The 12,523-nt window shown below is 31.9% G+C and carries 12 protein-coding genes; 4 read left to right on the top strand and 8 right to left on the bottom strand.

The annotated features are described in order from the left end of the window. Positions 1-785 precede the first annotated feature (785 nt). Positions 786-1,901 (bottom strand): hypothetical protein, encoded by a 1,116-nt coding sequence (locus PKK00_07945; protein ID HNW98325.1) that lies wholly within the window; start codon positions 1,899-1,901, stop codon positions 786-788. 229 nt (positions 1,902-2,130) lie between these two features. Between PKK00_07945 and PKK00_07940 the strand changes: the two genes are divergently transcribed. Continuing rightward, positions 2,131-3,123 (top strand): helix-turn-helix transcriptional regulator, encoded by a 993-nt coding sequence (locus PKK00_07940; protein ID HNW98324.1) that lies wholly within the window; start codon positions 2,131-2,133, stop codon positions 3,121-3,123. 72 nt (positions 3,124-3,195) lie between these two features. Here the strand turns inward: PKK00_07940 and PKK00_07935 are convergent, their stop codons facing one another. The 3 genes from PKK00_07935 to PKK00_07925 all read right to left on the bottom strand — a co-directional run bounded on the left by PKK00_07935 (position 3,196) and on the right by PKK00_07925 (position 7,850). Beyond that, positions 3,196-5,343 (bottom strand): S46 family peptidase, encoded by a 2,148-nt coding sequence (locus PKK00_07935; protein HNW98323.1) that lies wholly within the window; start codon positions 5,341-5,343, stop codon positions 3,196-3,198. Between the two features lie 445 nt (positions 5,344-5,788). Continuing rightward, positions 5,789-7,060, bottom strand: a complete 1,272-nt coding sequence (locus PKK00_07930) for a M28 family peptidase (protein ID HNW98322.1) — start codon at positions 7,058-7,060, stop codon at positions 5,789-5,791. Positions 7,061-7,070: 10 nt separating this feature from the next. After that, positions 7,071-7,850: a hypothetical protein gene (locus PKK00_07925; protein ID HNW98321.1), complete on the bottom strand. Its 780-nt coding sequence runs from the start codon at positions 7,848-7,850 to the stop codon at positions 7,071-7,073. 88 nt (positions 7,851-7,938) lie between these two features. Between PKK00_07925 and PKK00_07920 the strand changes: the two genes are divergently transcribed. Further along, the gene (locus PKK00_07920) at positions 7,939-8,526 is read left to right on the top strand and encodes a thymidine kinase (protein HNW98320.1); all 588 of its coding nucleotides are present in this window, start codon (positions 7,939-7,941) and stop codon (positions 8,524-8,526) included. A gap of 55 nt (positions 8,527-8,581) precedes the next feature. On the opposite strand, the gene PKK00_07915 is transcribed toward PKK00_07920, so the two are convergent. After that, positions 8,582-8,926 carry a hypothetical protein gene (locus PKK00_07915; GenBank protein HNW98319.1) on the bottom strand — a complete coding sequence of 115 codons (345 nt, stop codon included), beginning with the start codon at positions 8,924-8,926 and terminating at the stop codon, positions 8,582-8,584. Between the two features lie 155 nt (positions 8,927-9,081). On the opposite strand from PKK00_07915, the gene PKK00_07910 reads away from it, so the two are divergent. Together PKK00_07910 and pheS are read left to right on the top strand one after the other, a co-directional pair. Next, positions 9,082-9,708, top strand: coding sequence for a peptidylprolyl isomerase (locus PKK00_07910; protein ID HNW98318.1), 627 nt, complete (start codon positions 9,082-9,084; stop codon positions 9,706-9,708). Between the two features lie 10 nt (positions 9,709-9,718). Continuing rightward, complete coding sequence (pheS, locus tag PKK00_07905; protein ID HNW98317.1) at positions 9,719-10,741, top strand: phenylalanine--tRNA ligase subunit alpha; 1,023 nt, start codon at positions 9,719-9,721, stop codon at positions 10,739-10,741. Between the two features lie 5 nt (positions 10,742-10,746). On the opposite strand, the gene PKK00_07900 is transcribed toward pheS, so the two are convergent. The 3 genes from PKK00_07900 to greA all read right to left on the bottom strand — a co-directional run bounded on the left by PKK00_07900 (position 10,747) and on the right by greA (position 12,454). Next, positions 10,747-11,418, bottom strand: a complete 672-nt coding sequence (locus tag PKK00_07900) for a zinc ribbon domain-containing protein (protein HNW98316.1) — start codon at positions 11,416-11,418, stop codon at positions 10,747-10,749. 165 nt (positions 11,419-11,583) lie between these two features. Then, a complete protein-coding gene (locus PKK00_07895) occupies positions 11,584-11,979 on the bottom strand; it encodes an HIT family protein (protein ID HNW98315.1) in 396 nt (131 codons plus the stop codon). 1 nt (position 11,980) lies between these two features. After that, positions 11,981-12,454 (bottom strand): transcription elongation factor GreA, encoded by a 474-nt coding sequence (gene greA, locus PKK00_07890; GenBank protein ID HNW98314.1) that lies wholly within the window; start codon positions 12,452-12,454, stop codon positions 11,981-11,983. Between the last annotated feature and the right edge of the window lie 69 nt (positions 12,455-12,523).

Here is a 12,523-nt window from a genome sequence, read left to right as displayed (position 1 = left end):
TGGCTTGGTAAAATTGCTTGTTAAAACGTATAAAAAAATTAACGAACTATTGATATGAATTTGATAACAAAATCGAATAGGTAGCACTATCACAAGAATAAATGCTGAACAAATTAGTATTCGTATCAGCATATATTTTACTTTCTGTTTTAATTAAGGTTTTCTCTTCATCATTAACTTTACCTTTTAATGCAAACAAGTCAATCTGAATCATGTATATTAATAAGAGTGAAAAAATACACTTAATAAGAAAGCTGACGCCTGCAGGTAAAGTAATTATTGGGTTATTATTTTTTGTTCTCATCATATTTGAATTAAAATGTTTGACAGAAAAGTATTTTTTCTTTTTTATTATTTTCCAAAAATGATTATTCAACACAAAACCAAAATCCGGGTGTTTGTAAATGTTATACCGATACGGGAATGATTTATTCATAACTTATTTTATACCGATTGTATAGATGTAATAGTCCAATAAATTGTACTATAACATCTATGTCATCGGCATAACCATTGTAAAATTTAAAATATCCTTTGGACTATTTTAAATTAACAATTGGTATTATTTTAAAGGTATTCATGAGCTCACAAGTTCGGTTGCAATAAATTCCTATCCGCGACAAGTCGGGATAAATCGGTATAACAGAATCTAAGCACATTTTGTTTTACAAATTTGCTAAGATTCTGTATAATATACAATTCTATAATAAATTAAATTATCATAAAATTTATAATTTTTTTTATTCATGGCGAAGCCTGCAATTGCAGGCTTCGCCATGAATAATTTATTTTTTCTTTGCATTATATCCGAACGATATTCCAAAACGTAACCCATCTTTATTAGGATTAATAAAAATATTTACCGGCAGATTAAGACTTCCCGATTTGATTGTTTTTCCGAAAGCAAATACCAAACCTGATGTTACCCTGATATTTCCCCTGCTATCCATACGCCTTACCAAATCCAAATGATTTGGATTATAAGTAGAATCATTTTCCCAATTGTAAATTTTCCAATCACCATTTTCTTCATAATACCCTTTTCCCATTTTGTTGATTGTAAAGGTTGGACCAAAAGCAAACTCCCATCCGTTTTTATTATCCCTCAACCCATTTAGTACCGAGAAACTTGGAACAAACATTCCCTGCTCAAGTCCGGTTATTATAGGGATAAATTCGAATAAAGCCTGGAAATTTCCTTCGTTCAGATATTGCTGTTCCCACTGGTAACCAAACTGAAACATTACCGGGTATGAGTCAAATCCTCCTTGTGATTTTGGAGCCTTCATAATTTTGGATGCTGTTCCCGTGATAAATGCCACTCCCATTCTTGGACCACTGCAATTTAATTTTTCTGCCTGGGGATTGTTAATTGCATTATCATAATTGTATTTTTTTGAAAGAGTTGTTTTCATTGTTTCATCAACTGTTTGTCCAAACATTTCACTTACAGAAATTTTCAACATGTTTTTTATTTCTACAGGCAGGTTAAGAAATTCATTTACCTGCGTTTTTTCAACAGAACCCGTTGCAACATCAATCAATCTTAAAGTAATTGTAATTTGATCATTAATAAGTTCAACACTGCCTGAGAACATTTTATCAGCATTGATGATCTTACCAATTTCGTTCAGACATAATTTATTGTAGCAATCCGCTTCAATACTTTTTTGTTTTAAAAGGTAATCAATATCAAATTTGTCAATCACTTCAAAAGTGTCGAGTTTTTCAACTTCGCTGCGAAGTAAATTGCCCATTTGTGCATTAGTTATGCTCAATCCGCTTGAGTATATATTTAAAATACCCACTGTTGATTTTTGCGATTGTGCATTAATGTTTATACCGAATATTATTATAAGGCATAACATCATTTTTCTGATTTTTTCGATTTTTGTTTTCATGGTTTTTATATTTTTATGTTTAACTTTCTGATGTAAAATTACCATGGTTGTCAAGCCTATCAAAACGGGATACCGCACAAGATGCTAGATAATTAAGGTTTATAGCAAATTTTGATTTCATCTGACCAGTGAAAAGAACTATTTTTGCATTTTTTGCAAATGAGTATATTTTTTTGTTATAAATTGCAAATGTTTTTGTGTTGATTGGCAATAAAATCTAAAAATATTTATGGTAAAAAAACCCGATTCACTTCAGCAAAATTTTATCGATAGTATTAAACATTCTTTGTCTGCAAATCTTTCGCTGGTTGATGAATTAGCGGAACTGTTAGGCTTAAGCACCGATAGTGTTTATCGTCGAATCCGTGGCGAAACCACTTTTACATTTGATGAAATCATCAAAATATGCAATGCTTATCATATCTCTTTTGATTCATTTTGCAAACAGGAAAATGATATCGTAAGTTTCACATACTCCCATTTAACAAATGATGTATCATTCATTATCGAATACCTTCAGCGAATATTAAATGATATGAAAATCATTGATAATGCTAAAGAGAAAGAGATCATCTATACAGCTGAAGACATTCCACTTTTTCATCTTTTCAAATTTCCCGAATTAGCGTCATTTAAAATTTTCTATTGGATGAAATCGGTGATGAATGTTCCTTCTTTTGAAGGAAAGAAATATGATCCGTTATTATTGCCTAAAGAAGTTTCTGAAATAGGAAAAAAAATTATAGAAATATATAAACGCAATCCCAGTACTGAAATTTGGAATGACCGCACGATAAGCAGCATTATAAAGCAAATTGATTTTTATTATGAAGCAGGAATATTTCACGAAAATGAAATGGCTGTACATTTATGTGATGTACTGTCAGCGGCACTAAATGACATTCAGCAACAGGCCGAAAAAGCTACGAAGGCCGATGTTGCAGGTTTTGAAGGTAATTTTGCATTATATAACAGCGATATTGAATTAGGGAATAATTACATACTGGTTAATATCCCAACTTTCAGGCGTGTATATATACGCTATCATACTTTTAATAATATGATTTCTATCAATAATTCTTTTTGTAACGAAACCGAATTGTGGCTTAAGGGAATCATGAAAAAATCAACACTGATTAGCGGAGTTTCCGAAAAGCAACGGAACCTTTATTTCATGAAAGCCCAGGAACAAGTAGCCCAGCTTAAAAACAAAATAAAATAATATTATCACCTTGAATCAAAACGAAAAAAAGAAGCAGGTTAAATTAAACCTGCTTCTTTTTTTTATTCAAGATTACTCTTTTAATGAAAGTTCTTTAATAATATTACTAGCTCCTGCATATTTGTCAATGATAAATAAAACAAATCGAATATCAACACAAATTGCTCTTTGAGTTTCGGCATTGTAATCATAATCATTTGCTACCGATTCCCAGTTCCCATCAAAAAGAATACCTGTAAGCTCGCCATCACCGTTTATTATTGGGCTTCCTGAATTTCCGCCTGTACAATCATTATTGGTTATAAAACAAACTTTCATGACGCCATTATCTGCATATTTTCCATAATCTTTACTTTCGTAAAGTGATTTTAATTTGGGTGGTATTGTAAATTCAGGATTAGAAGTATCTCCTTTGGCTATCATTTCATCAAGGGTAGTATAGTAATTATATTTCTTACCTGTTGAAAGAGTAAGATCTGTTACTTTACCATAATTAAGCCTCAATGTATGATTAGCGTCAGGATAATTTTTTTTATCTTTATTCATTTCCATAATTCCTGCTACATATAATCGATTACTTTTTGCAAGTTCTGATTTGGCTTTATTGTATGAAGTCCTAATTTCCTGAGCTTTATTATTAAATGATAACATAGTGATATATCCAATATCCTTTTCTAGTTTCTTATAATCCGGGGTAATTAAAAATTCAAGGATTTTATCTTTACTTGCAAATATCGATTTATCGTACATTTCATTTACATATGCAGAAATATCGCCCTTATATTTTTTTTCAATGGTTGTAAAAACGTCAGGATAAAATTCTTTAGAAACATTATCATAATACATTTTTAACATGGCCAGGCAAATCTTTTTATCTGTACTCAAATTATATTCCCTGAAAAATTGCTTGGCAGCATAAGTAAGACTTTGTGTTCGTTTATTTATAGAATCAGTATTAGAACCATTTTTTAACTGTGTGTTAAGTTCTGTAAATGTCTTTGCATATGATAAAATTTTAATTCCATTCCGAATTCCTTCTCCAGATAATATTAGCGGGTATACATATTTCCCTATTGTATCATTTTTATCTTTAATCTCATTTAATACATTTCCATATTTTGCTTTTAAAACCGGGTTGCTGCTATACCAGGTTGTAAAAGTTTTTTCGAACGCAACTTTTTTATCGTAAACTTTTAACTTTTGAAGTTGATCCAATAGACCATTAAAAAATTTGTAATAATTGGATACAACTAAAAATTCCGAGGAATATTGAATATTAACTTCTTCGCTGGCTTTCATGTCTTCACCTATTATGGAGAGTCGTTTTTCGCGATTCTTTATAATTGCTGCACAATACCTATCTGTCAGAATTTTTATTCCATAAGATGTAATATATCTTTCTGATTCGTCAGGATACCCCAGTACCATTTCAAAATCGTCTTTTTTAACTCCTTTTAATGATATGGGCAAATAATGTTTAGGCATATAAGGGATATTTTTTTTAGAATACCCCGCAGGCTTTTTATCTGGAGACATGTAAATACGGAATAATGAAAAGTCGACTGTATGACGAGGCCACATCCAGTTATCGGTTTCTCCACCAAACAAACCTAATGATTCGGGTGGTGCACCAACAAGGCGAACATCTTTATAGGTTTCTGTAACAAATAAATAATATTCATTCCCATTATAAAATGATTCCACTTTTGCATCATATGTGGTTCCCTTTATCTTAGCATTTTCGAGAATTGCACTCAATGAATCCACAACTGCATTTCTTTTAGTTTCGGTCATTTTATCGTTAAGATAAGGTAAAATTTTACCGGTAACATCTTCAATACTGATTAAGAAAGTAGCGGTAAGCTTATCATTACGCTGTTCTTCAGCATTACTTGCTGCCCAAAAACCATCTTTAAGGTAATCCTTTTCAAGGGTACTGTGATTCTGTATATAATAAATACCGCAATGATGAGCCGTCATTAAAAGTCCTTCGGGGGAAACCATTTCTCCTGTGCAATCTCCATAGTTAACACTAACTATCGCATCTTTAATGCTTGAATGATTTACACTGTAAATTTCTTCGGCTGTTAAATGGCAACCCATTTTTTGCATATCCACATAATTCAATCGCTGAATAAACATAGGCAGCCACATGCCTTCATCAGCTTTCAGAAAATTATTACAGCTAAGCAACGCAACTATCAAAAAAAGTTTTTTCATATCATATAATTATTAATTACCAGATATAGTTTTGTTTTGGGAACAACAAATATAATAAAATTAAAAGCTTTAATCAATTTTCTTTCATTTAAAACCTATTGAATTATTGAGAAAAAATAAAAAAAAGTGGACGTCTCAAAATTAATAATACCTCGCTGAGATTTTCTTATACGGATTTCAACTCAGATACGTGGTCGAATAAAAAAGGCTGCCTTAATATGACAGCCTTTTTTTAATTATTTTTTCTTTGAACCGCAGCCGCAACCGCATTTTTTAGCCGATTTTTTTGCAACAGTTTTTTTAGCAGCAACTTTTTTTGCCGGAGCTTTCTTTTTTGTAGTAGCCATTTGAGTAAGTTTTAAAATTATATTTCAAAATTATGAATTTGATAATCTAGTTATACTGTTTTTTGAAAAGAGTTATTAAAAATTTTGTTAACCGTTTTTTATTTAATTGCTTCAACAAAATCAGTAATTAATTCAAACACTTCATTAAACTTTGTAAGCGGAAGGGTTTCGGCTTTATCATACACATTATGATATGCGCTTATACCACCTAATGTGTAAATATAAAACGATCTCACACCTTTTGCATAAAAAGGATAATGATCGCTAATGGCTGCTTCGCCACGTTTACCAACAGTTTTTAGGTATTTATTTTCATCATTTATTTGAGTAAGTATATCAAATTCTTTTTGAAAAATACTTCCGTTCACTACTTTTATTCCATCATCGCCGGTGCCTTCCAAATCAAGGTTTATCAGAAAACGTACATTTGACAAGGGAAACAAAGGATGCTGTACAAAATAAAATGAACCCTTTAATCCAAGTTCTTCGCCTGTAGTAGCTATAAACACTATTGAGTACGCAGGTTTATTTTCGGAATAATATTTTGCTAAATTCAGCATCATGGCTACGCCACTTGCATTATCGTTGGCTCCCGGAAAATATACATCCTTACCCATTTGTCCCAGGTGGTCGTAATGCGCTGTAAAAACAATAAATGAATCGGGGTTTACAATTCCTTTGATATAACCCACAACATTTTTCATTTCGTAAGCGGATTCAATAAAGCGATCTATTTTAATCGAAATTTTTTTAATCTTACTTTTTATCAAAGAATCCTGAATGCTTACTTTTGTTGGTATTGCAGAATATATTGCATCCTCAACTCCCCATACCAATTTCTCTTCAGGAACCATCATTCCTTTTGCATTAAAAGCATTATAATCGATAATTGAATCGATCATTTTTTTTCTATTCTTATCACGGAAACCGCTTTTATCAATGAAAACAAACTTTTTCGAAAAATCATTATTAAAAAATTTCTCTGAAGCATCTTTATTCTCAAGCAATAAGCTATCGAATATAAGTACGCTATATTTTCCTTTGATTGACGCACCCGCTGATGTTACCATGAAGTCAACCCCGGGCTTGAATTGTTTTTTGCCAATTTTTAATTCAACAGCACCCGGAAGTGTAGAAATGGATAAATTAAATTTCTGAAAATAATTTTCTCCAAAAAATATCAAATTACTTTTTGCAAATTCTTTTGCAATAAAATCGGCAGCTATTCCTTGTCCATTATTAACATAACCGCGCCCATGCATTTGTGGCGAACACAAGGAATCGATTATATTCCGGGCATAATTTATATCCTGTGCAAAATTGAAGAAGAAGGAAAAAAGAAAAACAAAAAGAAAAAAATATTTTTTCATCAGAACCGGGTTACAAATATTTCCTGGAAACCAAATCCGTAATCATAATATATGCTTCACTATTTTCTTTCCATGAAAATTCTTTCTTCAACCCTTCAACGAATTTCATAGCTTCCGCCTTATCAGTAAAGGAATTAAGCGAATTAATATTTTCATTATATTTTTGTAAACTGCCTTCAAAAAGTTCATTGATAAGCATAAATTTTTCATTGATACCTATTGCCGATTTCAGGTCTTTTATTTGGTTTTTCTGAAGCCTTGAAGCAAGACTTATATCTGAAGTTTTATCCGAAAGAACTTCATTTAAAGATTTTTTTTCGTCTTTAAATTTATCAGCAATAGTGTTATCGTCCGAAAAAAGATCGGGCGAAGATTTTTTTTGCTGTTTAATTTTTTTCTGTGGGAATTCTATTTCTTCTGTTTTTTCTGATTTTTTTTCTTCGGTAATTGATTCTGAAAGCATGGTGTATTGTGCCATTGAATCAATCAACATGTTCTTTTCAAATTCTGCAATTTCTTTTTCAGTAACGGGAGGTTGTTCTTCAATGACCGGTTTTACTATTTTTTCTTTTGTTACCTGAATTTGTTTTTCATTTTTTTCTATGATAATTCCAGGTTTATTTGTTTTATTTATCTCGTAAAACTTTTCGTATAAACTTCGTATATTGGAAAGAATAATATCAATCTCAATTTGAGGAATGGAATCATTATAATTTATAATAGTTTCGGTCTGTTCGGCAATGGTTTCCTGAAGTGATACAATTTCGTTCAAAATTATTTTCCTGTCCATAATATCATTTATTTGTATAAAAAACTTTATTTTTACTTACTTTTAAAAAAACGAATAAAGATAAAAAAGATTATCATTCACAGAAAAAATGTTTTTAGAAAACCCGATAGATTCTTCCAAAAAGCGTGGCTGGATTGAAGTTGTATGTGGTTCTATGTTTTCAGGAAAAACGGAAGAACTGATAAGACGATTAAAAAGAGCAAAGATTGCGAAACAGAAAGTTGAAATTTTCAAACCAGCTATCGATATAAGATATGATGAAGAACAAGTTGTGTCGCATGATAAAAATGCAATCATGTCTACACCGGTACCATCGTCTTCCAATATTCTGCTTTTAGCTAATGATGTTGATGTTATTGGAATTGACGAGGCCCAGTTCTTTGATGATGAACTTCCCAATGTATGCAATCAATTGGCAAATAGGGGAATTCGAGTTATAGTTGCCGGGCTTGATATGGATTTCATGGGCAAACCTTTTGGTCCTATTCCTGCATTACTGGCAACTGCTGAATATGTTACCAAAGTACATGCTGTTTGTATGAAATGTGGCAACCTTGCTCATATATCGCATCGCACGATTGCCAGTAATAAACTGGTTCTTCTGGGCGAAAAAGACAGCTACGAACCCCTTTGCAGAGATTGTTATAATGAAAAAATGAATATTTCCGATAAATAAAAAAATCCTTATCATAGATTGACAAGGATTCAGAAAATTTCTTTAATTATTGATATTACTTTATAAAAACTGTTTTATAAACCGTTTCACCAGGTTTTAAACGAATAACTGTTGCACCCGATAATGTATCAGGAGTTCCATTTAAAGTAGCAGCAACATCAAGAATAGCATCCAATTTGAAAGTATGCCTGAACTGTCCGGCAGCATCGCTTATCCCCTGAATGTAAACATCGTGTTTCTTTAATTCCACTAAAGCCCCCGGAACAACCGATGTGGTATCGCTTTCCAGCTTTACTGTTATTACTGCATCACATTCTGTATCTTTCTTGCAGGTAGAAAATGAGAAAACAATAAAAGATAAAATGAATATTATGAAAATGGATTTAAATATTGCTTTCATAGTTCACGAATATTTGTAATTTTGTTGTTTTAACATGCAAACATAATAAATTTATTTATACTAAGCAAATCAACTCTAATATGAAAAAGATCGTATCATTTTTTGCTGGTTTATTTATCATAACAATTTTCTATTCTTACACAGGAGCATCTTTTATGAGCACACATCAAAATCTTTCTGACGATTCGTTAAAAAAAGTTTGTATCAGTACAAGTTTTGGCGATATTAAAATTAAACTGTACAATGGCACACCACAGCACCGCGATAATTTTATTAAACTTGCTAAAGAAGGTTATTTTAATGGTACTATTTTTCACCGGGTTATTCAAAATTTTATGATACAAGGTGGCGACCCCGATTCAAAAAATGCCGATTCAACAGCAATTCTTGGAAACGGTGGTCCCGAATATACCATTCCTGCTGAAATAGATGCTTCAAAGTATTTTCATAAAAAAGGCGCATTAGCTGCCGCCAGAACCGGTGATGATGTAAACCCGCTAAAGGCTTCGTCAGGTTCGCAATTCTACATTGTTCAGGGTAAAAAATTCTCTGACGAAGAATTAAACTTCTTTGAACAGCGTGTAGGAAAACCTTACACCAAAGAACAACGCGAAGTATATAAAACTATTGGAGGAACTCCACACCTTGATGGTAATTATACGGTTTTTGGTGAGGTTTATGAAGGATTAGATGTAGTTGATAAGATTGCTGCTGTTAAAGTGGACCCAAAATTTAACAGGCCAAAACAAGATGTAAAAATGACAGTTAAAGTAATTGAATAATTTTATTTTCATGCATAGTAAAATTCAGGAAATATTAAAAGAAATTGAAAAATTCTCAGCCAAAAATATTGAAGATGCTGAACAATTCCGTATAAAATATCTTTCTAAGAAAGGCTTGGTTACAGGACTTTTCAATGATTTAAAAAATGTTGCAGCTGAAGAAAAAAAAGAAGTAGGTAAACTACTGAACGATCTGAAAAATTCCGCGCAAGAGAAATTTGATAAATTTAAAAATGATTTTGAATCAACTGTGCATTCTGATAAAAATGACAACGACCTTTCGCTTCCTACTGATTTCATTGATGTTGGAGCACGTCATCCCTTATCAATCATCAGGAATAAAATAAATGAAATATTTTCACGTATTGGTTTTACCGTTTCGGAAGGAAGGGAAATTGAAGACGACTGGCATAATTTCAGTGCATTGAATTTTCCCGAAGAGCATCCAGCACGCGATATGCAGGATACTTTCTTTATTAAAAAGAATCCGGATATTGCTTTGCGTACCCATACTTCTTCAGTGCAAATCCGTGTAATGGAAAGCGAAAAGCCACCCATTCGAAAATTATTTCCGGGAAGAGTATATCGCAATGAAGCTATTTCTTCGCGCGCTCACTGCTTCTTCCATCAAGTTGAAGGATTATATGTTGATAAAAATATTTCCTTTGCTGACCTTCGACAGGTATTATTTTATTTTGCAAAAGAAATGTTTGGCGAAGACACAAAAACAAGATTACGTCCATCCTATTTCCCTTTTACTGAGCCTTCAGCTGAAATGGATATATCCTGTTTTTTATGCGGCGGTAAAGGTTGTGCATTTTGCAAACACACCGGATGGGTTGAAATATTAGGCTGTGGTATGGTTGACCCGAACGTACTAAAAAATTGTAACATCGATCCCGAAATTTATTCAGGCTATGCTTTTGGAATGGGCATTGAACGCATCACTAATCTTAAATATAGAGTAAAAGATATTCGTATGTTCTCAGAAAATGATTTACGTTTTCTGAAACAGTTCAAATCTGCATACTAGTCCTTCTATTGCTTGGGTAATTGAATAGATGCGCCACATTGTGTGCAAAATTTTCCCTGGTAATTTTCAGGAAATTTATTTCCGCATTTTGTACAAAATTTTGGTCTTAATGGTGGTGTTGGTTTTTGCAGCTGTGGGTTATATTGTGCCTGTGAATATTGTTGTGTCGGATTTTGCTGTTGCGGATTATATTGTGGTTGCTGCTGATATGGCTGCTGAGTAAATGGTTGATTATATAAAGGTTTTTTCTCTGTTGAATTTTTAATAAAACTTATTACAGCAATAGCAATATAGGTTAGCATTGCCAGGTAAGCTCCAATTTTCATCTCCATCATTTGCATCCCGTCTTTGCTTTTAGCAAGAAAATAAGCTGCCAGAAATGCAATCAACCCTGAAAGTGAAACAATAATAAATTGAATCGGTTTATTAAAAAATAATATTGCTACACCACACAAAACTGATATTATAAAAAATATTAAAAACACACTTAGTTCTTTCGCTTTAAAAATAATATCATATCCATTAACATTATAGTTACTGTAACCTTCGCAACCAGCAACAGGAAGGAACATTAAAAACACCACAGCTAATGCTCCGCATATTTTTAATATAATATTAGTAGAAAGCCCACCCTGATTTTGCGAATTGTTTTGATTAGAGTTATTATACGTTTCCATAATTTATTATTTTCTAGTAAATATAGAAAATATTCCGTAAACAAAAAAACTGGTTTATACTCGTTCTTTTCAGGTTTACAAAAGCAAAACTGTTTAGAACGAGTTATACCGTACAGAAAACAAAAAATATTTTTACAAACCTCTTTTCTGTCGGTATAAAATAACCTAAAAAATTGAAGATGATATTTTTAAAGCTATTTCTTTTAATTCTTCTTCTTTAAGTTTAAGTTTAGGCTTACTGAAATCTATATCGAAAATACCGTTTATGGGAATAAGATGAATATGTGCATGAGGAACTTCCAAACCAACAACAGCTACTCCAACTTTTTTACATGGTATATTTTTTTTAATAGCTATTGCTATTTTCTTTGCAAGCAGACAAAGTTCGCTGTATGTGCTATCATCTAAATCAAACAAATTATCCGTTTCTTTCTTTGGAATAACAAGAGTATGCCCTTTGGCAAGCGGATTAATATCTAAGAATGCAAAGCAATTTTCTGTTTCTGCAATTTTATAACAAGGGATTTCTCCTTTTACAATTTTTGAAAAAATTGAAGCCATTTTATTGTCTTTTTATTTCTAGTATTTCAAGTGTTAATGAACCTGCCGGAATTTTTATTTCCGATTTTTCACCAACGCTTTTCCCGAGTAATCCTTGAGCTATAGGTGATGTTACCGATATTTTTCCTTCTTTTAAATTTGCTTCATTTTCAGGAACCAGCGTATAAGTCATGATCGTATTATTCTTCAGATTTTTTATTTTAACCGTTGAAAGTATCAATACTTTAGAACTATCCAATTTTGATTCATCAATAATTTTTGCATTGCTGACAAGTTCTTCCATTTTTGAAATTTTAAGCTCAAGCATTGACTGTGCATTTTTTGCTGCATCATATTCAGCATTTTCCGACAAGTCGCCTTTATCCCTGGCTTCAGCAATTTGTTGTGATATCAATGGTCGCTCAACTGTTTTAAGTCTGTTTAATTCTTCCTTAATTTTATCAAGACCTTCTTTGGTATAATACATTTGTTCCATTAATAAAATATTTTTTATTCGTTCCCTATATATATAAGATAAAGAATCCCGCAAATCCGATAATTATCG

This window comes from Bacteroidales bacterium (genome assembly GCA_035353855.1).
Lineage (GTDB): Bacteria > Bacteroidota > Bacteroidia > Bacteroidales > CG2-30-32-10 > DAOQAK01.
This window is presented reverse-complemented; position numbering and strand designations above follow the sequence as displayed.

Bases quoted from the DNA above. Each gene is read 5' to 3' on its own strand.
- PKK00_07920 (HNW98320.1), top strand. From the start codon at position 7,939: ATGTTTTTAGAAAACCCGATAGATTCTTCCAAAAAGCGTGGCTGGATT.
- pheS (HNW98317.1), top strand. From the start codon at position 9,719: ATGCATAGTAAAATTCAGGAAATATTAAAAGAAATTGAAAAATTCTCA.
- PKK00_07935 (HNW98323.1), bottom strand. From the start codon at position 5,343: ATGAAAAAACTTTTTTTGATAGTTGCGTTGCTTAGCTGTAATAATTTT.
- PKK00_07895 (HNW98315.1), bottom strand. From the start codon at position 11,979: ATGGCTTCAATTTTTTCAAAAATTGTAAAAGGAGAAATCCCTTGTTAT.
- PKK00_07940 (HNW98324.1), top strand. From the start codon at position 2,131: ATGGTAAAAAAACCCGATTCACTTCAGCAAAATTTTATCGATAGTATT.
- PKK00_07925 (HNW98321.1), bottom strand. From the start codon at position 7,850: ATGGACAGGAAAATAATTTTGAACGAAATTGTATCACTTCAGGAAACC.
- PKK00_07945 (HNW98325.1), bottom strand. From the start codon at position 1,901: ATGAAAACAAAAATCGAAAAAATCAGAAAAATGATGTTATGCCTTATA.
- PKK00_07910 (HNW98318.1), top strand. From the start codon at position 9,082: ATGAGCACACATCAAAATCTTTCTGACGATTCGTTAAAAAAAGTTTGT.
- PKK00_07900 (HNW98316.1), bottom strand. From the start codon at position 11,418: ATGGAAACGTATAATAACTCTAATCAAAACAATTCGCAAAATCAGGGT.
- greA (HNW98314.1), bottom strand. From the start codon at position 12,454: ATGGAACAAATGTATTATACCAAAGAAGGTCTTGATAAAATTAAGGAA.
- PKK00_07915 (HNW98319.1), bottom strand. From the start codon at position 8,926: ATGAAAGCAATATTTAAATCCATTTTCATAATATTCATTTTATCTTTT.
- PKK00_07930 (HNW98322.1), bottom strand. From the start codon at position 7,060: ATGAAAAAATATTTTTTTCTTTTTGTTTTTCTTTTTTCCTTCTTCTTC.